Source organism: Planomonospora sp. ID82291, from assembly GCF_015711645.1.
Classification (GTDB): domain Bacteria; phylum Actinomycetota; class Actinomycetes; order Streptosporangiales; family Streptosporangiaceae; genus Planomonospora.
The window spans coordinates 357,797-380,991 of record NZ_JABTEX010000002.1; the positions used below are offsets into that span (position 1 = coordinate 357,797).

The 23,195-nt window shown below is 73.3% G+C and carries 20 protein-coding genes and 1 pseudogene; 12 read left to right on the top strand and 9 right to left on the bottom strand.

All coding sequences use genetic code 11. The features are described from left to right. Positions 1-147 precede the first annotated feature (147 nt). From HS045_RS34485 to HS045_RS12610, 6 genes are all read left to right on the top strand, one after another. Positions 148-1,131, top strand: coding sequence for a TIGR04222 domain-containing membrane protein (locus HS045_RS34485; protein ID WP_196451476.1), 984 nt, complete (start codon positions 148-150; stop codon positions 1,129-1,131). A 35-nt stretch (positions 1,132-1,166) separates the two neighbouring features. Next, entirely contained in the window at positions 1,167-1,997 is an 831-nt protein-coding gene (locus HS045_RS12590; RefSeq protein ID WP_196451478.1) for a DUF692 domain-containing protein, read from the top strand. Next, positions 1,990-2,598 carry a hypothetical protein gene (locus tag HS045_RS12595; RefSeq protein ID WP_196451479.1) on the top strand — a complete coding sequence of 203 codons (609 nt, stop codon included), beginning with the start codon at positions 1,990-1,992 and terminating at the stop codon, positions 2,596-2,598. Before HS045_RS12590 ends, HS045_RS12595 begins: the two co-directional genes overlap by 8 nt. Before the next feature lie 42 nt (positions 2,599-2,640). Then, on the top strand, positions 2,641-3,213 hold the full coding sequence (locus tag HS045_RS12600) for a hypothetical protein (protein ID WP_196451480.1): 573 nt from the start codon (positions 2,641-2,643) through the stop codon (positions 3,211-3,213). An 85-nt stretch (positions 3,214-3,298) separates the two neighbouring features. Further along, positions 3,299-4,066, top strand: a complete 768-nt coding sequence (locus tag HS045_RS12605) for an isoprenyl transferase (RefSeq protein ID WP_196451481.1) — start codon at positions 3,299-3,301, stop codon at positions 4,064-4,066. A 243-nt stretch (positions 4,067-4,309) separates the two neighbouring features. Next, complete coding sequence (locus tag HS045_RS12610) at positions 4,310-5,632, top strand: PhoH family protein (protein ID WP_196451482.1); 1,323 nt, start codon at positions 4,310-4,312, stop codon at positions 5,630-5,632. Between the two features lie 140 nt (positions 5,633-5,772). Here the strand turns inward: HS045_RS12610 and HS045_RS12615 are convergent, their stop codons facing one another. The 3 genes from HS045_RS12615 to HS045_RS12625 are packed head-to-tail and all read right to left on the bottom strand — an operon-like array spanning position 5,773 to position 8,527. Next, positions 5,773-6,429 (bottom strand): hypothetical protein, encoded by a 657-nt coding sequence (locus tag HS045_RS12615; protein ID WP_196451483.1) that lies wholly within the window; start codon positions 6,427-6,429, stop codon positions 5,773-5,775. Beyond that, positions 6,426-7,856 carry a sensor histidine kinase gene (locus tag HS045_RS12620; RefSeq protein ID WP_196451484.1) on the bottom strand — a complete coding sequence of 477 codons (1,431 nt, stop codon included), beginning with the start codon at positions 7,854-7,856 and terminating at the stop codon, positions 6,426-6,428. Before HS045_RS12620 ends, HS045_RS12615 begins: the two co-directional genes overlap by 4 nt. Continuing rightward, positions 7,853-8,527: a response regulator transcription factor gene (locus tag HS045_RS12625; protein ID WP_196451485.1), complete on the bottom strand. Its 675-nt coding sequence runs from the start codon at positions 8,525-8,527 to the stop codon at positions 7,853-7,855. Before HS045_RS12625 ends, HS045_RS12620 begins: the two co-directional genes overlap by 4 nt. Positions 8,528-9,053: 526 nt before the next feature. Between HS045_RS12625 and HS045_RS36130 the strand changes: the two genes are divergently transcribed. From HS045_RS36130 to mca, 3 genes are all read left to right on the top strand, one after another. Then, positions 9,054-9,671, top strand: coding sequence for a transglycosylase SLT domain-containing protein (locus HS045_RS36130; RefSeq protein WP_374191391.1), 618 nt, complete (start codon positions 9,054-9,056; stop codon positions 9,669-9,671). Between the two features lie 96 nt (positions 9,672-9,767). Beyond that, complete coding sequence (locus tag HS045_RS12635; protein WP_196451486.1) at positions 9,768-11,738, top strand: glycosyltransferase family 2 protein; 1,971 nt, start codon at positions 9,768-9,770, stop codon at positions 11,736-11,738. Between the two features lie 183 nt (positions 11,739-11,921). Further along, positions 11,922-12,785: a mycothiol conjugate amidase Mca gene (gene mca / locus HS045_RS12640; RefSeq protein WP_230884015.1), complete on the top strand. Its 864-nt coding sequence runs from the start codon at positions 11,922-11,924 to the stop codon at positions 12,783-12,785. On the opposite strand, the gene HS045_RS12645 is transcribed toward mca, so the two are convergent. From HS045_RS12645 to HS045_RS12665, 5 genes are all read right to left on the bottom strand, one after another. Next, positions 12,775-13,161, bottom strand: coding sequence for a tautomerase family protein (locus tag HS045_RS12645; protein ID WP_196451487.1), 387 nt, complete (start codon positions 13,159-13,161; stop codon positions 12,775-12,777). The two genes, mca and HS045_RS12645, sit on opposite strands and share 11 nt — an antisense overlap. Before the next feature lie 153 nt (positions 13,162-13,314). Beyond that, positions 13,315-14,715 (bottom strand): aspartate ammonia-lyase, encoded by a 1,401-nt coding sequence (locus tag HS045_RS12650; RefSeq protein ID WP_196451489.1) that lies wholly within the window; start codon positions 14,713-14,715, stop codon positions 13,315-13,317. 123 nt (positions 14,716-14,838) lie between these two features. Continuing rightward, entirely contained in the window at positions 14,839-16,593 is a 1,755-nt protein-coding gene (locus tag HS045_RS35840) for a serine/threonine-protein kinase (protein WP_304609602.1), read from the bottom strand. Positions 16,594-16,629: 36 nt separating this feature from the next. After that, positions 16,630-17,778, bottom strand: coding sequence for a serine/threonine-protein kinase (locus tag HS045_RS12660; protein ID WP_196451490.1), 1,149 nt, complete (start codon positions 17,776-17,778; stop codon positions 16,630-16,632). Between the two features lie 199 nt (positions 17,779-17,977). After that, a complete protein-coding gene (locus HS045_RS12665; protein WP_374191380.1) occupies positions 17,978-18,502 on the bottom strand; it encodes a MarR family winged helix-turn-helix transcriptional regulator in 525 nt (174 codons plus the stop codon). A gap of 181 nt (positions 18,503-18,683) precedes the next feature. Between HS045_RS12665 and HS045_RS34495 the strand changes: the two are divergent. The 3 genes and pseudogenes from HS045_RS34495 to HS045_RS12680 form a co-directional block, all read left to right on the top strand. Next, a pseudogene (locus HS045_RS34495) lies at positions 18,684-18,914 on the top strand (RNA polymerase sigma factor); the annotation flags it as partial. 565 nt (positions 18,915-19,479) lie between these two features. After that, complete coding sequence (locus HS045_RS12675; RefSeq protein WP_196451491.1) at positions 19,480-20,301, top strand: alpha/beta fold hydrolase; 822 nt, start codon at positions 19,480-19,482, stop codon at positions 20,299-20,301. A gap of 180 nt (positions 20,302-20,481) precedes the next feature. After that, positions 20,482-21,324 carry an alpha/beta fold hydrolase gene (locus HS045_RS12680; protein WP_196451492.1) on the top strand — a complete coding sequence of 281 codons (843 nt, stop codon included), beginning with the start codon at positions 20,482-20,484 and terminating at the stop codon, positions 21,322-21,324. A gap of 125 nt (positions 21,325-21,449) precedes the next feature. Here the strand turns inward: HS045_RS12680 and HS045_RS12685 are convergent, their stop codons facing one another. Then, positions 21,450-23,105, bottom strand: a complete 1,656-nt coding sequence (locus HS045_RS12685; RefSeq protein ID WP_196451493.1) for a fumarate hydratase — start codon at positions 23,103-23,105, stop codon at positions 21,450-21,452. Positions 23,106-23,195: the final 90 nt, after the last annotated feature.

Consider the following 23,195-nt stretch of genomic DNA (forward strand, 5'->3'; position numbering starts at 1 on the left):
CGGCCGGGGCCGCGCCGTACGGCGGCAGGCCGGGGAACGGGGTGCTCCGGTGGAGCGACCGGATTGAGACCTCCGGGCTGAAACTTCCTCGGGGTCCCGGGCGTCTACCTGACAAACGGGGCCGACACCCCTTCCCAGGAGGCGGACGTGGAAGTCGTACTGTTCGTCATCGCGGTCATCCTGCTCGGGGCCGTGGTCACCTTGTCGACGGTCCTGAGCGGGCAGCAGCGTGAGGTCCGCGAGGCCGCCGCGTACCACCAGGGGCGGCCGATCACCCCCTACCACCTGGCCTACCTGGCCGGCGGGCCGCGCCGTACGGTCAACACCGCGTTCGCCATGCTCGCCAGGGGCGGCGGCATCCGGGTCGCGCGCGGCGGGCGGATCGGTCTCGTGGCCGGGGCCCCGCCGTCTCCGGACGGCATCGAGCACGCCGTCCTGTCGGCCCTGGCCGCCCGCTCCGGCACCTGCCCGGTCGGGGAGCTGCGCCGTACGGTGGCCGAGGGGCCGGCCATGGCGGCCCTGCGCGGCGACCTGGAGGGCATGGGCCTGCTGGTGCCCGGCGGCGCGCTGGACGGGGCGGGCAGGTCGCTGAGGCGGCTCCTGGTCGTCTCGCTGCTCGCGGCGTTCCTCACCGCCGACGCCGTCGTGCTGCTCGCCGTCCTGGACCTCGCGGAGCCCGGGCTGGGCATCGGCGCGGTGCTGATCGGCTTCGCGGCGGCGCTGATCGGCCTGATCACCTACGGTACGCAGCGCAGGGCGCTGCGCAACGTGCTCACCCGGGCCGGGCGCGACGTGCTCGACTCCGCCCGCCGCGTGCACATCCGGGGGGCCGCCCACCCGGCGGGCGGCGACCTGGCCTTCGCGGTCGGCGCCCCGGTCGCCCTGTACGGCCTCAGCGAGGCCGGCGACCCCGCGCTGGAGGAGGAGCTGAAGCAGTCCGACGGCGGCGCCGGCTCCGTGGGCGGCGCGTGCGGCGGCGGCGACTTCGGCTCCGGAGGCTCGGGCGACGCCACCTACGGCGGCGGGGACTTCGGCTCGGGAGGCGACTCCGGGGGCGGTTCCGGAGGCGACTCGGGCGGCGGGTCCAGTTGCGGGGGCGGTGGCTGCGGCGGCGGCTGCGGCGGCGGATGAGCGAGGGGCGGCCGGAGACCGGAGAACGTTCGCCGGTGGTGACGGAGGGGGAGGCGGCGGTGGGTGAGCGGCTCGGCGTCGGGATCGGCTGGCGGCCGGAGATCGACCTGACCGTGGAACGCCTGCCCGGCGTCGACTTCGTCGAGGTCGTCGCGGAGAACGTCCGCCCCGATCGGCTCCCGGAGTCGCTGCGGGTGCTGCGCGCCCGCAGTGTGCCGGTGATCCCGCACGGGGTCGGGCTGGGCGTCGGCGGGGCCGAGCCGCCGGACCCCGGTCGGCTGGCGCACCTGGCGGCCTGCGCGGAGGCGCTGGACGCGCCGCTGGTCAGCGAGCACCTCGCCTTCGTGCGGGCGGGCGGGCTGGAGGCGGGCCACCTGCTGCCGGTCCCGCGGACCCGGCGGGCGCTCGCGGTCGTGACGGAGAACGTGCGGCGGGCACAGGACGCCCTGCCCGTCCCGCTGGCGCTGGAGAACGTGGCGGCGCTCTTCGGCTGGCCGGAGGACGAGATGACCGAGGCGGAGTTCCTCGGCGAGCTGGTCGCCGCGACCGGGGTCGGGCTCCTCGTCGACGTGGCCAACCTCTACACCAACCAGGTCAACCTGGGCCTGTCGGCCGTCGGGGCGCTGGACGCGCTGCCGCTGTCCGCGCTCGCCTACGTCCACGTGGCGGGTGGCCACGAGCACGGCGGGCTCTGGCACGACACCCACACCGCGCACGTCTCCGACGAGATCCTGGCCGTCCTGTCGGAGCTCTGCGCCCGGGTGGACCCGCCCGGGGTGCTGCTGGAGTGGGACGCCGACTACCCGAGCGACGCGGTGCTGGAGTCCGAGCTGGACCGGATCCGCGAGGCGATGGCCCGTGGCTGAGGCCGCTCCTCGGCAGGAGCCCGCCGGGGCGCGGGCGGCGGACCGGGAGGAGCCCGCCGGGGCGCGGGCGGCGGACCGGGAGGGATCGGGCCCCGGCGGGCGGTGCGGGCGGGAGGAGCTGGCGAGGGCGCAGGCCGAGCTGCTGGCCGCCCTGGTGGCGGGGGCGCAGGCGCCCCCGGGGTTCGACGGGGAGCGCCTGCGGATCCAGGCGGCGAGCCTGGTCGCCAAGCGGCGGAGCCTGGTGGCCCGGCTCCGCCCGGACCTGGTGCAGGCCCTCGGTGAGGGCTTCCGGGCCGAGTTCGCCGCCTACGCCTCCGGCCGGCCCAGGCCGCCGGGCGGTTCCCGCGCCGACGCCGCGGACTTCGCCGAGCACCTCGCCCGGACCGGGCGGATCGCGGCCGGGAACGGGATCGCGGCAGGGAACACGACCGCGGCAGGGAACGCGGCAGGGAACACGACCGCGACGGGGAACGGGACCCGGGCCGGGGGCGGAGCCGTCGCCGACCCGTCGCGGACGCCGGGCCGGTGGGCCCGCCTGGTCCGGTGGCTGGTCCGGTGGCTGGGCGGGGAGCGGGAGACGAGGGAGGGTGACGGACGGTGAGCGGGACGTTTTGCCGGGGCGAGGCGGGATACGCTCCCTGACGTGGGGGAACTTCGCTGCGTCGACGGATCATGCCTGACCGTCACGCCCGTGGTGTGCCGGGACAGCGTCGGCGAGCCGTACGAGATCACGCTCGAACTCCGCCGCGACGGCCTGCCGTACGGGACGGTGGGAGAGCGGTGCGGCTGGTTCCTCGCCCGGCTGGCGCGGGGGGTGGCCGAGGCCCGCGCCGACCGGGCGGCGAAGTGGCCCGACCCCGACGACCGCTTCCCCGGGCCGCCGGACCGCCCGGGCGGCGGGGAGGGCGGCGAGCGGGACGAGGAACTGTTCGCCTTTCGTTACCGGACCCGCAGGGGCGCGGCCGGCGGCGGCGAACTCCGCTGCCGGCTGCGCACGGTCCCGGTCTGGGTCCCCGGGGGCGAGGACGCCGGCCGGGGCGCTCCGGGCGGGTGGCGGCTGACCCGCCGGGCGTTCCTGGAGGCCTGGGGGAGCGGCGGGGTGGGGCTGCGCGCCGTGCTGACCTCGGCCGAGCTGGGCGTCTTCGTGCGGGAGCTCGTCGAGGAGGCCGAGGAGCGGCTGCGGTCCCAGGCGCCCGGGGACGCCGCACGCACCTGAGCGCGGGGGCGGAGAGGTCCCCGGGGCGGCGATAATTGCCTGTCGGCGTCCACAGGCGACGGGCGCCCGCGGGAGGGAAATCCACATGGGCGTGCGCGATCTCGTGTACCGGCTGTACGAACGGCGGCTGGAGACCAGGCTGTCCCGTGACGGCGACATGGTCCCCCGCCACGTCGGTGTGATCGTGGACGGCAACCGGCGCTGGGCGCGGTCGATGGGCATCGACGACGTCAGCCGGGGGCACCGCAAGGGCGCGGACAAGATCTCCGAACTGCTCTGCTGGTGCCGGGAGGCCGGCGTCGAGGTCGTCACCGTGTGGCTGCTGTCCAGCGAGAACATCAACCGCTCCAAGGACGAGCTGGAACCCCTCATGAAGATCATCGAGGATGTGGTCCAGGAGCTCGTGGCCGACGGCTGGCACATCAAGCCGGTGGGAGCGCTCGATCTGCTGCCCGATCACACGGCACATGTCCTGAAAAATGCAAAAGAAGAAACATCGCACCGTCCAGGTTTGATTGTGAACGTTGCGGTTGGGTATGGAGGAAGGCGTGAGATCGCTGATGCGGTGCGCTCCCTCCTGCTGGAGCACGCCAGCAAGGGGGCGACCATCGAGGACCTGGTCGAGGTCCTCGATGTGGAGCAGATCGCGGAGCATCTCTACACGCGCGGCCAGCCCGACCCGGACCTGGTCATCCGGACCTCGGGAGAGCAGCGGCTCTCCGGCTTCCTGCTCTGGCAGAGCGCCCACTCCGAGTTCTACTTCTGCGAGGCCTACTGGCCCGACTTCCGCAAGGTGGACTTCCTCCGGGCGCTCCGCTCCTACGCCGCGCGGCATCGCCGGTACGGCACCTGAAACGCAACGTGAACACCCCCTTTCGGTCACGCATGGCCCATTGGACGGTGGGTATTCAGGACGTACCGTAAGAAGTGGGCGGGCGAAGCCCGTCCACTCCGGAGAGGGCCCGCCTTTGCGTCACGACCTGCTGAGGGGGGCCGGTCGCCGGCGCCCGCTCGGCATGCCGCGAGCGCGGTCCCGGGTCCGGTCCGCATCCCAGCTCATGGCAGGGCGCCCCCCAGGGCGCCCGGGGGAGAACGCGTGGCACACCCTTCGTCCGCATCCACGTCTCCGGCCGGCAACCGGAAGACGTACGTTCTGGACACCTCGGTCCTGCTGGCGGATCCGGCGGCGATAAGCCGCTTCGCCGAGCACGAGGTCGTCCTCCCGATCGTCGTCGTCACCGAGTTGGAGGCCAAGCGCCATCATCCCGAGCTCGGCTACTTCGCGCGCAAGGCGCTGCGCCACCTCGACGACCTGAGGGTGACCCACGGACGTCTGGACGAGCCCATGCCGATCGGCGAGGGCACCATCCGGGTCGAGCTCAACCACAGCGACCCGTCCATCCTGCCCGCCGGGTTCCGCCTCGGCGACAACGACACCCGCATCCTGACCGTCGCGCGCTCCCTGGCCTCCGAGGGCCTCGACGTGGTGCTGGTCTCCAAGGACCTCCCGATGCGGATCAAGGCCGCCTCCGTCGGGCTGGCCGCGGAGGAGTACCGCGCCGAGCTCGTCGTGGAGTCCGGCTGGACCGGCATGGCCGAGCTGCAGGTGACCGAGGAGGACATCGAGACGCTCTTCGAGCACCGCGTCGCCGACCTGGCCGAGGCCCGCGAACTGCCCACGCACACCGGCCTGCGGCTGCTGTCCAGCCGGGGTTCGGCACTGGGCCGGGTGCTGCCCGACAAGTCCGTCCGGCTGGTCCGCGGCGACCGCGAGGTGTTCGGCGTGCACGGCCGCTCCGCCGAGCAGCGCATCGCCCTGGACCTGCTCATGGACCCCGAGGTCGGCATCGTCTCGATGGGCGGCCGGGCCGGCACCGGCAAGTCCGCGCTCGCGCTCTGCGCGGGCCTGGAGGCGGTCCTGGAGCGCCGCCAGCACCGCAAGGTCATCGTCTTCCGCCCGCTGTACGCCGTGGGCGGCCAGGAGCTGGGCTACCTGCCCGGTTCCGAGAACGAGAAGATGGGCCCGTGGGCGCAGGCCGTCTACGACACCCTGGGCGCGGTGACCACGCCCGAGGTGATCGAGGAGGTCATGGACCGGGGGATGCTGGAGGTGCTCCCGCTCACCCACATCCGCGGGCGCTCGCTGCACGACGCCTTCGTGATCGTCGACGAGGCGCAGTCCCTGGAGCGCGGGGTGCTGCTCACGGTGCTGAGCCGGATCGGCGCCAACTCCCGGGTGGTGCTCACCCACGACGTCGCCCAGCGGGACAACCTGCGGGTGGGCCGGCACGACGGCGTGGTCGCGGTGGTGGAGAAGCTCAAGGGCCACCCGCTGTTCGCGCACGTCACGCTGACCCGTTCGGAGCGCTCGCCGATCGCCGCGCTGGTCACCGAGATGCTGGAGGACTTCACGGCGTAGGCCGGTCCCGCCGTCCCCTCCCGGGAGGGGACGGCGGGACGCGCCCGCGGTCGCCGCCGTACACGGGGCCTCCTCCGCACGCGGGAGGGGCGCGTACGGCGCGGCAGGACGCGTCGCGCGGTCCGGGCGCGCCGTACGGCTCACGGGGGCAGGCGCACCCCCCGGCCCGCCAGGTCCTGGTACTCGGAGCAGCCGTGCTCGCCCAGCGACTCCGGGCGGCCGGGGAAGAGCCGGGTGATCTCGACGCTCCAGATGCTCGCCTGCTTGTTCTGCCGGACGGTGCAGGTGATCTGGGCGAGTCCCAGCCGGGTGATCCGGCCCTCGCCGGTGACGATCACGTTCAGCCGGTAGCCCAGGTCGTCGACGGGTTCGCTGCGCTGCGCGGTTCCGGCGTACCGGGTGGTCTTGATGTCGTAGTAGTCGAACCCGGTCAGCTCGCTGGTCAGCCCCGGCCGCGGCGGCTGCTGACCGGCGCGGAAGAGGCTCTTGACGACGTTCTCGGTCGAGTCCGACGCCACCGGGACCCGGACGGGCTGCAGGGTGCCGTCGTCGACCATGTAGACCGTCACCCACGTCGGGCTGTAGCTGATCACCGGCGGACGGCCGGCGTCCCGCACAGCGGTGGGGGAGACGCCGCACCCCGTCGCCGCCGTCGCCGCCAGTACGGCCAGCAGCGCGGCGGCCGGAGCCGCGCTCCGCCGCGGGCGGGTGCGCCGCGTGCGGGTACGGAACGCCGGGCGGGCATCCGTGCGGGGACCTGTGGAGAGGGGCGCGCGGGCGCCCGTGCGGAGGTTCATGCGGGAGCCTGCGCGGGAGGCCGCGTCGAGGGCAGCCAGACCGTGAAGAGCGTGCCCGGCCGCTGCGGGCGCACCGAGATCGTGCCGCCGTGCAACTGGGCGTTGGAGCGGGCGATGGAGAGCCCGAGCCCGCTGCCGTCGCCTCGGCGGCCGGCCTTGTAGAAGCGGTTGAACACGTGCGGCAGGTCCGTCGGGGGGATCCCCCCGCCGTGGTCGCGCACCTTCACCTCCAGGCCGTGGGCGGTGGCGCGGGCGGTGACCACGACCGGGGGCTCACCGTGGCGCAGGGCGTTGCCGACCAGGTTGGCGAGGATGACGTCGAAGCGCGGCGGATCGACGGAGAAGGCGAGCCCCGCCGGGACCGCCACCTCCACCTGCTCCGACCAGCCCCGGATCTCCAGGCAGTCGTGGATCGCGTCGGCGACGCTCACGGTCTCCGGATTGAGGACGGCCGTGCCCGAGTCGAACCGGCTCGCCTCGATGAGCTGCTCCACGAGGGTGCGGAGCCGTTCGATCTCGCGCAGCACCAGCCGGACGGCGGTGGCCGGTTCGCGGGGCAGCCGCCCGGCCTCCTCCGAGAGCATGTCCGTCACCGCGGTCATCGCGGTCAGCGGGGTCCGCAGCTCGTGCGAGACGTCGGCCACGAACCGGCGGGACATCGCCTCCAGCGCCCGCAGCTCGGACACGCTCCGCTCCAGCGCCGCGGCGGTGTCGTTGAACGTCGCGGTGAGCTCGGCGAGCTCGTCCTGCCCGCGCACGGGGAGCCGGGTGTCCAGGTGCCCGGCGCCGAGCGCGCGGGCGGCCGAGCCGAGCCGCCGGACCGGGAGCAGCACGCGCTGGGCCGAGAACAGGGCCACGGTGAGCGCGACGACGAGCATGATGGCGGTCGCCGCCGCGAGCGGCCGGCGCATGCCGACCAGGAGCTGCTCCTCCTGGGACAGGGGGACGAACACGAAGACGCTCATGCCGGTGGGCTGGGCGATGTGGATGGGCTCCACCCGCCACACGGGGGTGCCGATCACCAGCCACATGGCGCCCCGGATCTCCTGCCTCTTGGTCACCATGCGGTCGGCGGCGCGGGTGCGCAGGTCGGCGGGGACGTCGCCGAGGCCGAACTCCCCGTCGGGGTACAGGTAGTCCTCGTACAGGACGACCACGGACCGGCTCTGCGCGCGCAGGCTCATCTGCAGGGCGGAGATCTCCAGGTCGGTCGGGGGGCCGTCCCCGGGCCAGAGCGCGCCGATGGGGACCCGGGAGCCTTCGAGGGTCTCGCGCACGTCGGCCACGGCCACCTCCTCCGCGCGTTCGATGACCCGGTTCTTGACGAGCTCGTAGCCGATCCCCGCGACCAGCGCGGAGGCCGTGACGGCGATCAGGGTGAAGGCGGCGACCAGCCGCCCGCGCAGCCCGGTGTACACCCGCTTCACGGCGGGCTGAACCGGTAGCCGAAGCCCCGCACGGTGTGGATGAACACGGGTTCGGCGGGCACGGGCTCGATCTTGGCGCGGATCCGCTGCACGCAGGCGTCCACCAGCCGGGAGTCCGCGGCGTGGGTGTGGTCCCACACGACCCGGAGCAGGTATCTGCGGTTGAGCACCTGGCCGGGATGGCGGACCAGCTCCAGCAGCAGGCGCAGCTCGGTGGGGGTCAGGTGGATCTCGTGGCCGGCCAGCGAGACCTTCAGCGCGCCCTTGTCGATGACCAGGTCGCCGAAGGTGACGCGGTCGGAGGAGACGGATTCGGCGCGGCGCAGGACCGCTCGGATCCGCGCGTCCAGCACCCGGGGCTCCACGGGCTTGACCACGTAGTCGTCGGCTCCCGCCTCCAGGCCCACGACCACGTCGAGGTCGTCGCCCCGGGCGGTGAGGAGGATCACCGGCAGCTGGTCCATCCTGCGGATCCGGCGGCACACCTCGACGCCGTCGATCCCGGGCAGCATGACGTCCAGGACGGCGATCTCCGGACGGCGCGACCGGATGTGGTCGAGCGCCTCCTCGCCGGTGGCGTAGGAGGTCACGGAGTGCCCCTGCCGGGCCAGTGCCAGTTCGAGACCGGTCCGGACGGAGGGGTCGTCTTCGACGAGGAGTATGCCGGCCACCCGGTCATTATTCTTCCAACGCCTCATAGCGCCCTACTCGTCATGAAAACGTGACATGGTCGGCGGGCGGCCGCGAGGAGATCGGGGCGGAGGCGGAGCCGGTGGAAAGCGCCGTTCCCGCCGGGGGAGGGGAGGTCGTTCGATAGATCGGTTTCTATGTGACCAAAGTCACATTTTTAATCTCGGAGTAAGCAAAGTCCCCGGTAATCAGGCGATCGGTCATGAAAAGGTCATGGGACGCTCCAGGGAAAACCATCCGGATCTCCCGTTCCGGTTGCGGACCACCCCCCGGGTCACGGCAAGCTCATAGGTCGTGAGTCCAGGATCGTCGCACCCCGAGGGAGAGCGCCCGCAGGACGCGGGGCGCCAGGCCCGCCGTTCCCGCCGCGCGTCCGGGAGACCGGCCAGGAGCGCGCCCGGCGGCGCCGCACCGGCCGGCGGCACGCCCGCCGCGGGTGAGCCGCCCAGGAGCGGGAGGCGCGGCCCCGGAAGCGGCGGGAGGCGCGGCGGGCCGAGGCCCAAGCACATCGCCGTCATCGCCGCGGTGACCGTGGTGCTCGTCGGAGGCGGGGCCTACACCGCGCACACCGCGATCCAGAACGCCTCCGCCCCCCCGCAGGAGCCGCTCGCCCTGGAGGAGCTGGCCAGGGCGTTCAGCGGGGACCCGTTCGGGCCCGATCCCGCGGCGGACGCGCTGAAGGCCCAGGCGGTCCAGGCGCTCAAGGAGGACGCGCTCCGGCGCAAGCGCGAGGGCCGGGAGCCGCTCGACCACATCAAGATCGTCAAGGAGGCGCCGGGCGGCGGCGGGTTCGACCCCAAGGAGCTCCCGGCGGGCACCGCGAACCCGACCGGCAACAAGGCCCTGGGCAAGCAGATGCTGGAGGCCCGCGGCTGGGGCGACCAGTGGGGCTGCCTGGAGAAGCTCTGGATGAAGGAGAGCGGCTGGAACGAGCGGGCGATGAACCGCTCCAGCGGCGCCTACGGCATCCCCCAGTCGCTGCCCGGCCACAAGATGGCCAGCGCCGGCGGTGACTGGCAGACCAACCCCGCCACCCAGATCGAGTGGGGCCTGAGCTACATCAAGGGCCGGTACGGCACTCCCTGCGGAGCGTGGGGCCATTCCCAGGCCAAGGGCTGGTACTGACGCGCGAGGCCACTCCCCGGCCAAGCGCCGGTACGGAAACGTCAGAAAGCGGCACGTCTGACCGGCCGGGGGAGGTAAGCGCCGCATCCTGGCCGCATGGGTGTGAAGGTCAGCGTGGTGGTGCCGGTCCGCGATCCCGGTGATACCGCCAACGCGTGTATCCACTCGGCGGTCGAGCAGTCGATGTCCCCGGAGGAGTTCGAGGTCATCTTCGCCGACGACGGGTCGGACGACGGGACGCGGCAGCGGCTGGCCATGGTCGCCGCGGCGTGGCCGAACGTCCGCGTGCTGCACCTGCCGCCCACCGGTTCGCCGATGCGGGGCCGCAACGCCGCCCTGGAGGTCGCCAAGGGCGAGTACGTCTACCTGATGGGCCAGACGGACCGGCTGGAGCGCACCGCCCTGGAACGGATGTACGAGCGCGCGACGGCGACCGGCGCGGACATCCTCGTCGGGCGGCTGGAGGGGGGCGACGGCCCGCCGCCGAGGGCGTTCGACGCCGACCGGGAGCACGCCGACATCCTCACCGACGGACTGCTCTCCCTGCTCACCCCGCACAAGCTCTACCGCAGGGCGTTCCTGGCGGCCGAACGGCTCACCTTCCCCGAACCCGGCGGGATCCTGTCGGAGCAGGCCTTCGCGGTCCGGGCCTACCTGCGGGCGGGGAACATCACCGTCATGGCGGGGGAGGTCTGCTGCCACCTCGGGGAGCGGCCGGAGCCGCCGGTCGCCCCGGCCGTCCAGGCGGCGGAGCTGCGCGCGCTGCTCGACGCCGTCGACGAGGCCGTGCCCGACGGGCGCAGGCGCGACCGCATGTACGCGCACTGGTTCCGCACCGCGATCCTGCCGCAGCTCGGCGGGGACGTCTTCAGCCTCTCCTCGCGGGAGCGGTCGGCCACCTTCACCGCGCTGCGGGAGCTGGTCCTGGCCCGCTTCCCCGAACGGCTCGACGACCGCCTCCCCGTCCACCTGCGCATGCGCGCGGCGCTGCTGCGCGCCGGCCGGCCCGACCAGCTCGTCATGCTCTCGCAGGCCACCCGCGAGACCCACCTGAAGGCCGACCTGAAGGAGCTCGCCTGGAACGGCGGCGTGCTGGAGCTGGGCATCGCGATGGAGCTGATGTGGACCGGCGACACCCCCACCTGCTTCGTCCCGCACGGCGACCGCCTGGTCTGGAAGCCGCCGATCCCGCTGGAAGGACTCGGCTCCCTGGAACGGGTGGCCGACGTCACCGAGGCGGTGGCCGCCGCCGGGTTCGACGCCTACCTCCGCCACCGCGACACCGGGATGGTCCACATGCTCCCGGTGACGTGCTCGGTGCTCCGTCTCCCGCACCGCGACCGGATGCGGGTGCAGATCACCGGGACGGCCTCGTTCGACGTCACCGCCACCTTCCTCGGCCAGCCGCTGCCGTCCGGGTTCTGGGAGATCCACGTCCGCATGTACGGCGGGCCGCACCGGGCCCGCGCCCGGGTGACCGGGGAGCCGTTCGAGCACTCGGGGGCGCTGGCCGACTACCCCGGGCGGCCGGTCGTCCCCTGGTGGTGCGACGAGGGGCTGCCCGGCGTCTGCGTGGAGCCCCGGCTGCTGTCCGACGCGATCGCCCTCGTCTCGCAGGACGCCACGAGCGTGCGCCGCCGCGACCACGTCTTCTTCGTCGTGCCCGTGCCGTACCTGCCGGAGGGGGGCGGGCCCCCCGGCGAGCTGGTGCTGCGCCGGGCGGGCGGGCGGCGCGAGATCTCCGTGCCGGCCCTGGTCGAGCCCGGCGAGCCCGGCATGATCGGCGGGAGCCTGGTGGCCAAGGTGCCGACCCGGCGGCTGCCCCAGCGCGATCTGCTGGTCCCCGGCCGCTGGACGCCGTTCCTGCGGATGGACGGCCAGGAGGTCGGGCTCCGCTTCCGGGTGCGGATGAGCCGCTTCGGCGGGGTGGAGGTCCACCCCGCCGCCGCGGCCCGCCTGCCCGAACGGCGCTACCCGCTGCTGCGGCGCATCGCGGTGCGCATCCCGGGGGTCCGCAACATGATGCGGTTCACCCGGACCCTGCAGCGGCGCTACCTGCCCGGCTGACGGCCGTCCGCGGGCTCATCCGGGGCGGGCTCATCCGGGGCGGGCTCATCCGGGGCGGGAAGGGATCGCCCGCCGCCGGGGTTCGGAGGAATGTCGCAGGCGCGGTCTAGGGTCGGGAGAGGTCCGGGCCGATCGCCCCCGCGGCCCAGACATCCAGGACACCGAAGACCCCCGAGGACGCCCATGACCGCGAACCCGCTGCGCCTGATGGCCGTGCACGCCCACCCCGACGACGAGTCCAGCAAGGGGGCGGCGACGACGGCCCGCTACGTCTCCGAGGGGGTGGACGTGCTGGTCTGCACCTGCACCGGAGGAGAGCGCGGCGACGTGCTCAATCCCGCGATGGACCGGCCCGGCGTGCTGGAGGACATGGCGGAGATCCGGCGCAAGGAGATGGCCGAGGCCGCCGCGATCCTCGGGATCGGCCACCGCTGGCTCGGCTTCGTCGACTCGGGGCTGCCGGGCGAGGGGGAGCCGCTGCCGGAGGGGTGCTTCGCGCTGCAGGACCCGGTGGTCGCCGCGGAGCCGCTGGTGGCGGCGATCCGGGAGTTCCGGCCGCACGTGATCGTCACCTACGACGAGAGCGGGGGCTACCCGCACCCCGACCACATCATGACCAACCGGGTGGCCGTCGAGGCGTTCGAGGCGGCGGGCGACCCGGAGCGCCACCCCGGGACCGGGGAGCCCTGGCAGCCGCTCAAGCTCTACTACATCGCGTCGTTCTCCCGCGCGTGGTTCACCGCGATCCACGAGGGGCTGCTGGCCCGGGGGCTGCCGTCCCCGCTGGCGGAGATGGTGACCGACGACTGGTTCGAGGGGATGCCGGAGCTGGCGGTGACCACCCGGGTGACCTGCGACGACCACTTCGAGATCCGTGACCGGGCGATGAAGGCCCACGCCACCCAGATCGACCCGGACGGCCCCTGGTTCGCCCACCCCCGCGACCTGGAGCGCGAGGTGTGGCCCACGGAGGACTACCACCTCGCCCGCTCCCTGGTGGAGACGGAGCTGCCCGAGACCGACCTGTTCGCCGGGATCAGACCGTGACCGGGTAGGTCAGCGCCAGCTCGTCGCCGGGGACGCCCCGGATGCCCCAGTTCACCTGGGGCGACTCCATGATCACGATCTCCAGGTCGTCGGCGGGGAGGCCGAGCGCCTCACCGGTCCGGGCGAACAGCGTCCGGATCAGCTCCCGCTTGGCCTCCTCCGACCGGCCCTGGAAGCAGACGATCTCCACGATCAGGTAGCGCTCGCTCCGCTGCGGGCAGACGAGGTCCTCGGCGTCCAGCAGCAGGAACCGGTGGAACCGCTTGTCCTCGGGGAGTCTCCACGCCTCGGTCAGGCAGCCGTGCACGACGTCGGAGAGCTCCCGGCGGAGCGGGGCCCAGACGTCGCGGCGGCCGTAGAACTTGATCTGCGCCATGGCGCCGAGTCTCGCAGATCGCCGCGCACGACGCCCGGCCGGGCACGGAGCGGACCGCTGCTCCCGCCCGGGGCGGAGCGGTCCGCGCTCCCGGTTCTGCGGACGGCCCGGTCAGGCGGCCGGTCCGCGCTCCCGGTTCTGCGGACGGCCCGGTCAGGCGGGCGGGGTGGGCGGACGGGTCATGGAGAGCACGTCGAGCAGCGCGTCGAGCCGTTCTTCGGTGATGGTGCCGTTCGCGACGTGCCCGCGCTCGACGACGACCTCGCGGATGGTCTTCCGCTCGGCCAGCGCCTGCTTGGCGATCTTCGCCGCCTCCTCGTAGCCGACGTAGCGGTTGAGCGGGGTGACGATGGACGGCGACGACTCGGCGTACTCCCGCAGGCGCGCGGTGTTGGCCGTGACGCCGTGCACGCAGCGGTCGGCCAGCAGCCGGGAGACGTTGGCCAGCAGCCGGATGGACTCCAGGGCGTTGCGGGCCATGACCGGCAGGGCGACGTTGAGCTCGAAGGTGCCCGAGGCTCCGGCGAAGGCGATGGCCGCGTCGTTCCCGATGACCTGCGCGGCGACCATGCACACGGCCTCGGGGATGACGGGGTTGACCTTGCCGGGCATGATCGACGAGCCCGGCTGGAGGTCGGGCAGGTTGATCTCGCCGAGTCCCGCGCGCGGACCCGACCCCATCCAGCGGAGATCGTTCGCGATCTTGTTGAGGGAGACCGCGACCGTCCGGAGCTGCCCGGAGAGCTCCACGACGGCGTCCCGGGCGCTCTGCGCCTCGAAGTGGTCGGGAGCCTCGCAGAAGGGGAGGTCGGTGACGTCGCGGAGCTTCGCGATGACCTTCGTGGCGAAACCCGGCGGGGTGTTGATCCCGGTCCCGACGGCCGTGCCGCCCAGCGGGAGCTGGGCGAGGTGGGGCAGCGCGCTCCGCACCCGGGCGACGGCGTTGTCGATCTGGGTGGCGTACCCCCCGAACTCCTGGCCGAGCGTGACCGGGGTGGCGTCCATCAGGTGCGTACGGCCCGCCTTGACCACCTCGTCGAACTCGATCGACTTCTCGCGCAGCGCGGTGGCCAGGTGCCGCAGGGAGGGGATCAGGTGGTAGGTCACCTCGGTCAGGGCGGCGACGTGGATGGAGGTGGGGAACACGTCGTTGGACGACTGGGAGGCGTTGACGTGGTCGTTGGGGTGGACCGGGCGGCCCAGCCGCTCCTCGGCGAGCGTGGCGATGACCTCGTTGACGTTCATGTTGGAGGAGGTCCCCGAGCCGGTCTGGAAGACGTCGACCGGGAACTCGCCGTCCCACTCGTTCTCCGCGATGTCGGTGGCGGCCTCGGCGATCGCCTGGGCCAGCTCCTTGTCGAGCACTCCCAGCTCGGCGTTGACCTCGGCGGCGACCGCCTTGATCAGGCCGAGGGCGGCGATGTGGGGACTCTCCAGACCGCGCCCCGAGACGGGGAAGTTCTCTATCGCCCGCTGGGTCTGGGCCCGCCACTTCGCGCTCGCCGGAACGTGCACTTCGCCCATGGAGTCATGTTCGATCCGATACTCGCTCATGGACCCAGTCTGCAACGCGGGGGATGAGGCGGACGTTCCAGGCGGACCTCTACCGCCGTCGTCCGGTCCGGTTCGGACCGCCCGGACCGTCGCCCGGGCGGTCGTCCGGACGACGGCGCACGCTCATCCCGCATAGAGGATCGCCAGGACGAGGACGATGATGACCACCAGCGCGGCGGTCGCCACGCCCATCAGGACGAGCGCCCCGGCCCGCTTCTTCTGCTGCTGCGCGGCCTGCTGCTCCCCCGGTCCGACGATCGAGAACAACTCGGTCCCCAGACCGGGCGCGGAGTCGTCGTCACCGGGCCACCCCGGGCCGGCTCCCTGCGAGGGCGGGCCGGGCCGCCCCCCCGGCGCTCCCGGTCCGGCGGGTCCGTTCGGTCCGCCGAACCCGCCGGGTCCGTTCGGTCCGCCGAACCCGGCGGGTCCGTTCGGCCCACCGAACCCGCCGGGTCCGTTCGGCCCACCGGATCCGCCGGGTCCCGGGAGCGCTCCGGTCTCCGTCGGCCCGTCGCCCGGGGCGAACCCTCCCGGACCCGTCGGCGGTACGCCGTGGAACGGCGGCCCCGAGGGGCCCTGTCCGTCGGAGAACCCTCGCGGAGGTGCCGGAGGGCCACCCGTCGGCGACCCGCCCGGACCCCCGGGTCCCGGATTCCCCGGCCCCGAGGCGCCGGGCACCGGGGCCCCCGGACCCCCGGGCTCTCCCCGGCGACCCGGAGCGACCGGCCCCCGGGCCACCGGGGTGCCCAGGCCGGAGACGGGGCCGGAGGCGGCCTGGGGCCGGGACGCGGGTGGTGCGGGTGGGGCCGGGGGAGTCCGGCCGGTGCCGGGGAGGGGGCGCCCGATCGTGGGACGGGCGACCATCATCGTCCGGTCGGCGTCGAACTCCTCGTCCGGCCCCGTACCGTTGGCGCCGCCGCCCGTGGCGCCGCCCCCGGTCCACGCCCGGCCCTCGGCGCCGGAGCCGTGACGGGGGGCGGAACCGGCTCCGCCGCCCGCCGCGGGAGAGGACCCCGCCGGGGCCCGAGACGCCTCAGGAGGCGCCGCCGCGGCCAGGGGGGTGTCCGCCACGGCCCGGAGCATGGCGATCGCCTGGGAGGGCGTGAGCCGTACCGTGTGGTCCTTCTCCAGCAACTGCTCCAGGACCGGGCGGAGCGGGCCCGCCTGGACCGGCGGGTCGACGCTCTCGGTCATCAGCGCGGCGAGCGTCTCGGCCATCGTGGACCGTTCGTACGCCGGCCGGCCCTCGACCGCGAAGTACAGCGTGGCCCCGAGCGACCAGAGGTCGGACGCGGGTCCGGTGTGCTCCCCCCGGGCCCGCTCGGGCGCCGTGTACCCCGGGGAACCGATCACCATGCCGGTCTGGGTGAGGCTCGTGTCCCCCTCGGCCTTGGCGATGCCGAAGTCGGTCAGGACGACCCGGCCGCTCTCGGTGATCAGCACGTTCCCGGGCTTCACGTCGCGGTGGAGCACGCCTTGGGCGTGGGCGGCCCGCAGCGCGTCCAGCAGGTCGACCCCGATCGCGGCCACGAGCCGGGGCGGGAGGGGCCCCTCCTCCTCGACCACCTGCTCCAGGGAGCGGGCCTGCACCAGCTCCATGATGATCCAGGGGCTGCCGTCCTCGATGATCGCATCGTGGACGGTGGCGACGGAGGGATGGCTGATGCGGGCGGCGGTACGACCCTCGCGGATCATGCGCTCCCGCAGTTCGGCGCGCTGTGCCTCGCTGAGCCCGGGCTCCTGGCGGATCTCCTTGATCGCCACCTCGCGGCCCAGGGAACGGTCGTGGGCACGCCAAACGGTGCCCATCGTCCCCCGGCCGAGCGGGGTGATCAGCTCATAACGGCCAGCGAGCACGCGCGTCTGCTGTTCCGGCATGAGAAGAAGATAAGCGATTACTCCTTGAGGAACGCTTTAGCCTCGCTTGCGGAGTTCCCTGGGCCAGAGACTGCGGGGCAGCATCAGCCGGATGACCGGTGACATGAGGCGCACCAGAGGGTGGACCAGGGGGCGCGGCGTGGACCTCGGCGCCAGCGGCGGCTTGCGGTGGTTCCCCTCGGCAGGACGCCGGTGCCCGCGGGGCGGCGGCACCGGGGTGGCGACCGGCGGCGGGGGCGGGACCGGCGCGGTGCCGGCCCGGTGCAGGCCGCGATGCTGGGGCCTGCGGGTGAACGAGGGCACGCCGATCGCCGGGGCGGGCCGTACGGGCTTGCCCGCGGAGCGGCCGAGGGGCTCCTCGGGGGTCCCGCCGGCCGCCACCCGGGCCAGCATGAGCGAGGCGCGGACCGGGTCGAGCCGGGTGGCGGGATCGATCGTGAGCAGTCCGCGGAGCACCGGGGCCAGGGGGCCCGCCTTCTCCATCGGGATCGGCTCGCCGCTGGTCAGCGCGGCCAGCGCGGCGGCGGCCGTGCGCCGTCCGTGCAGGCCCCGGCCCTCGACGGCGGTGTAGAGGGTCGCGCCGAGGGACCACAGGTCGGCGGCCGGGCTCGCCTTGGAGCCCAGCACCCGCTCCGGCGCGATGTAGCCGGCCGAGCCGAGCACGATGCCGGCCTGGGTGATCGAGACCTCGCCCTCCAGCGCGGCGAGGCCGAAGTCGGTGAGGACCGCGCGCTCGTCGGTCACCAGGACGTTGCTGGGCTTCACGTCGCGGTGCAGGATGCCCTTGGCGTGCACGGCGCGCAGCGCGCCCAGCACCTGCCGCCCGATCTCGGCGGCCTGGCGCGGCGGGAGCGGCCCCTCCTGCTGGACCAGCTGCTCCAGGGACCTGGCCCTGAGCAGCTCCATGACGATCCAGGGGCGCTCGTCCTCGGTGACGACGTCGAAGACCGTGATCACCGAGGGGTGCGCGACCATCGCGGTCGCCCGCCCCTCGCGCTCGGTCCGCGCGCACAGCTCGGCCCGCAGCTCCTCGTCGAGGACCAGCGGCAGCCGCACCTCCTTGACCGCCACCTCACGGTCGAGCAGCTCGTCGTGCGCTCGCCAAACGGTGCCCATGCCGCCGCGCCCGACCGGCTCGGCGAGCCGGTAGCGCGCGGCAAGAAGGTATCCGGACGGCGCACGCATGATGGGCAGCTTACCGATTTGCGTAGTGCGACCAGTAGAGACAGGGCCGAAAGTTCTTGTCCATTGCGGTCAGATTCTTTCTCGGGTGACTGTCAGTGTGCGCACGGTGATCGGTTCCGGGGATCGGCGCCGGGCCGTACGGTCCCCGGCGGGGCGGGACGGGACGGTTCCCGGCGGGGCGGGGCGGGGTGGTGGGGCGTCAGCTCCCTGAACCGGATGCCGTGCGGGCGGTGCCGGACGGCGTGCGCGCCGCGTACGCCGCGGCCGAGTCGGTGAGGGTGTGCAGGAGGCCCTGCAGCCGGACGATGGCCGCGCCGTCGATGCCCACGGCCTCGCCGATGACGTCCGGGATGTGCCGCGCCCGCTCCCGCAGGGCCCGTCCCTCCTCGGTGAGGGTGACGGTCACGGAACGCTCGTCGTCGGCGCGCCGGCGCCGCTCCAGCAGGCCGTTCGCCTCCAGGCGTTTGAGCAGGGGGGAGACGGTGTTGTAGTCGAGCCGCAGCTCGTCGACGATCGCGCGGACCGGGCTCTCCTCCCGCCGCCAGAGCAGGACCATCACGAGGTACTGCGGATAGGTCAGGCCCAGAGGGTCGAGCAGGGTGCGGTAGACGGAGGTGACGCTGCGTGAGGCGGCGTACAGGTCGAAGCAGAGCATCGCGGCCAGCGGTCCGGAGCCGCCGGCCCGCGGGTCGTCCGTGCCGGGGCGGTGCGTGTCCGAGTCCATGGACCGAGTGTAGGCGGAAAAGGGCGACGGCGACCGGATCGTGCGCGATTCGATCTCCCGTTATTGAAGCGGGACCGGTCCCCTGACCGGCGGCCGCAGGGCCGCCGGTCGCCCCTGTGAAGGATTCCGGCCCGATGCGACAAGTACAGATGACCGCAAACGCCAGGAAAGGTCGGCATGCATGACAATCCTCCACGAAGTCGCCGAAGTCGCCGAAGTCGACGACGCGATCCTCATTGGGAGATCACTGGACGAATCCGAGGTCTTCGCCGTCCTGTTCGACCGGCATGCGCCGCTCCTGCACCGCTACGTGACCAGGCGCCTGGGCCCCAGCGCGGCGGAGGACGTGGTGGCCGACACCTTCCTGGCCGCCTTCCAGCGCCGCGGCGACTACGACCGGAGCCGCTCCGACGCCCGGCCGTGGCTGTACGGCATCGCCTCCAACCTGATCGGCCGCCGGCGGCGCACCGAGACGGGCCTCTGCCGCGCGTATGTCCGCAGCGGCGTGCACCCGGCGGAGCTGTCCGGCTCCCGGATCGAGGACGGGGTCACCGCCCTGGCCGTCAACCGGCCGCTCGCGCTGGCCCTGATGGGGCTCGCGCAGGCCGATCGCGACGTGCTGCTGCTCGTCGCGCGGGCCGAACTGAGCTACCGGGACCGAGACCGCCGCCTACGCGGTCACCGAGGGAGCGGACGGCACGGTCAGGGTCGCCGTCAACGAGCTGCGCGACCCCGCCGGGCTGGAGGCCAGGCTGGGCGAGGCGGGCGTCAAGGCCGACGTGACCTTCCTGGCCCCGGGCACGTGGTGCGCGGCCCCCCGGTTCACCGGCGTGGACCGGACCTATGGCGGGGCGCCCGTCGCGCCGTCCTCGACGGTCCCGAGGGTGATGCAGATCACATCGCTGTCGACTATCTCGTGTACGATGTAATCGGGTACGTTTTGATCACTTCGAAAAACCGCTTCCCCGGAGGACCCGATGACCCGCTTCGCCCGCCCCCTCACCGCTCTGCTCGCCACGGCCGCCGCGGCCTCCGCGCTCACCGCCGCCGCTCCGGCGGCCTCCGCCGGGGCCTCCGCCGGAACCGCGGACGCGGCCAAGCCCACCATCGTGCTTGTGCACGGCGCGTTCGCCGACGCCTCCAGCTGGAACGGCGTGGCCGAGCGGCTCCAGCGCCGGGGCTACACCGTGATCGCGTCGGCGAACCCGCTGCGCGGCCTGGCCGACGACGCCGCCGCCACCGCCGCCCTGCTCAAGAGCGTCAAGGGCCCCGTCGTCCTGGCCGGCCACTCGTACGGCGGCGCGGTCATCACCAACGCGGCCCGCGGCAACGACGCCGTCAAGGCCCTCGTCTACGTCGCGGCCTTCATCCCGGAGCAGGGCGAGAGCGCCGCCGACCTGGCCGGCAAGTACCCCGGCAGCACCCTCGGCGAGACCCTGCGGGAGGTGCCGCTGCCCGGCGGCGGGACCGACCTCTACGTCCGCCAGGACAGGTTCCGCAAGCAGTTCGCCCACGACGTCCCCGCCCGCGACGCCAAGCTGATGGCCGCCGCCCAGCGCCCCGTCACCGCCGCCGCGCTCAACGAGCCCTCCGGCGCCCCCGCCTGGAAGGACGTCGCCTCCTGGGCGCTGATCCCGACCGGCGACAAGAACATCCCGCCGGCCTCGCTGCGCTTCATGGCCGAGCGCGCCGGGGCCCGCGCCGCCGTCGAGGTCGAGGGCGCCTCGCACGCCGTCCTGGTCTCCCGCCCCGACGCGGTGGCGGACCTGATCGAGCGCGCCGCCGCCGGCCGCCGCTAGAGGATCGATCGCACCGCCGCGGGGGAGCCGCCGGACGGGTGTCCGCAGGGCGGCCGGTGCTCCCCGATCTCTGGCGGCCGCCGCCGGGCCGCCTCCGCGTCCCGTCCCGTTCACCTCTTCGCCGCAGTTAATCCGTACATTCGCCCCAGTAGTGATCTCATGCACCACGAAGGAATGAAAATGGCCTACATCACCGTCGGTACCGAGAACTCCACCCCCGTCGAGCTCTACTACGAGGACCACGGCGCCGGCCGGCCGGTCGTGCTCATCCACGGCTACCCCCTCGACGGGCACTCCTGGGAGAAGCAGCTCCCGGCCCTGCTGGAGACCGGCCACCGGGTCATCACCTACGACCGGCGCGGGTTCGGCCGCTCCAGCCGGCCCACCACGGGCTACGACTACGACACCTTCGCCGCGGACCTCGACGTCCTGATGCGCACCCTCGACCTGCGCGACGCCGTGCTCGTCGGGTTCTCCATGGGCAGCGGCGAGGTCACCCGCTACCTGAGCACCTACGGCACCGAGCGGGTCGGCAAGGCCGCCTTCCTCGCGTTGCTCCAGCCGTTCCTGCTCAAGACCGACGACAACCCCGACGGCGTCGACCAGTCCGTCTTCGACGGGATCCTCCAGGCCGTCACCGACGACCGCTACGCCTACTTCGACGCCTTCTACGCCGACTTCTACAACACCGACGAGAACCTCGGCGGACGTCTCAGCGAGGCGGCCCTGCGGTCGAGCTGGAACGTGGCCGCCGGGTCCTCGGCCTACGCCTCGGCCGCGTGCGTGCCGACCTGGATCACCGACTTCCGCGCCGACGTCGCCGCCATCGCCGCCTCCGGGATCCCCGCGCTGATCCTGCACGGCACCGCCGACCGCATCCTGCCCATCGATGCCACCGCCCGTCAGCTGCACAAGGCACTGCCGGAGGCGGCCTACGTCGAGATCGACGGCGCCCCGCACGGCCTGCTGTGGACCCACGCCGCCGAGGTCAACAAGGCGCTCGTCGACTTCCTCACCGACTGAGCGTCCCCGGGTCCCGGCGTCTGCGCTCACGGCGTCCGCGGTCACGGCGGCCCGGCGGCCGTGCCCCGGTCACCGTGTCCCGGTCACCGCCTCCCGCCCCGCCGGCCCGTCCCCGAACCCCGCGGTCAGCTCCGGCGGCCGATGGACAGGGCCGGGCCGGTGCGGTCCACGAAGAAGTCCTCGCCCTTGTCGTCGACCACGATGAAGGCGGGGAAGTCCTCGACCTCGATCTTCCAGACGGCCTCCATGCCGAGCTCCGGGTACTCCAGGACCTCGACCTTGCGGATGCAGTCCTGGGCCAGGCGGGCGGCCGGACCGCCGATGGAGCCCAGGTAGAAGCCGCCGTACCGCTGGCAGGCCTCGGTGACCTGCTTGGAGCGGTTGCCCTTGGCGAGCATCACCATGGAGCCGCCCGCGGCCTGGAAGCGCTCGACGTAGGAGTCCATGCGACCGGCGGTGGTCGGGCCGAAGGAGCCGGAGGCGTAGCCCTCGGGGGTCTTGGCCGGACCGGCGTAGTAGACGGCGTGGTCCTTCAGGTACTGCGGCATCTCGCCGCCCGCGTCGAGCAGCTCGCCGATCTTGGCGTGCGCGATGTCGCGGGCGACGACCAGCGGGCCGGTCAGCGAGAGGCGGGTCTTGACCGGGTACTTCGTCAGCTCGGCGAGGATCTCCGCCATCGGCCGGTTGAGGTCGATCTTCACCACGTCGTCCGAGAGGTGCTCGTCGGTGGTGTCCGGCAGGAACCGGGCCGGGTCGGTCTCCAGCCGCTCCAGGAAGACCCCCTCGGGGGTGATCTTCGCCAGGGCCTGGCGGTCGGCGCTGCAGGAGACCGCGACGGCCACCGGGCAGGAGGCGCCGTGCCGGGGCAGGCGGATCACCCGGACGTCGTGGCAGAAGTACTTGCCGCCGAACTGGGCGCCGATGCCGAGCCTCTGGGTGAGCTCGAAGACCTTGGCCTCCAGCTCGGTGTCGCGGAAGCCGTGCCCGCTGGGGGAGCCGGAGGTGGGGATGGAGTCCAGGTAGCGGGCGCTGGCGTACTTCGCCGTCTTCAGCGCGTACTCGGCCGAGGTGCCGCCCACCACGATCGCCAGGTGGTACGGCGGGCAGGCCGCGGTGCCCAGGGAGCGGATCTTCTCCTCCAGGAAGGCCAGCATGCGCTTCTCGTTGAGGACGGCCTTGGTCTCCTGGTAGAGGAACGACTTGTTGGCGCTGCCGCCGCCCTTGGCCATGAACAGCAGCTTGTACTCGTCCGGGTGGCCGTGCGGGTCCTCGGCGTACAGCTCGATCTGGGCGGGGAGGTTGGAGCCGGTGTTCCTCTCCTCCCACATGGTGATCGGGGCCATCTGCGAGTAGCGCAGGTTCAGCCGGGTGTAGGCGTCGTAGACGCCGCGCGAGATGTGCGCGGCGTCGGCGCCGTCGGTCAGCACGTGCCGGCCGCGCTTGCCCATCACGATGGCGGTGCCGGTGTCCTGGCACATCGGCAGCACGCCGCCGGCCGAGATGGAGGCGTTCTTCAGCAGGTCGAGGGCGACGAAGCGGTCGTTGCCGCTGGACTCGGGATCGTCGATGATCTTCCGGAGCTGGGCGAGGTGCGACGACCGGAGGTAGTGCGAGATGTCGTGGATCGCGGTCTCGGTGAGCAGCCGCAGCGCCTCGGGGTCGACCTCCAGGAACCTGCGGCCCGCGGCCTCGACGACGCGCACCCCCTCGCTGCTGACCAGGCGGTACTCCGTCTCGTCCGTTCCCAGGGGGAGCAGGTCGGTGTAGTCGAACTCGGGCATCGTCTTCGATCCTCCGTGCCGGGGCCTTCTGCCGGTTCTCGCCGGCTCCTGCTAGAGGGTACGGCCTCCCGCCGGGCGTTCCGGAAGGCG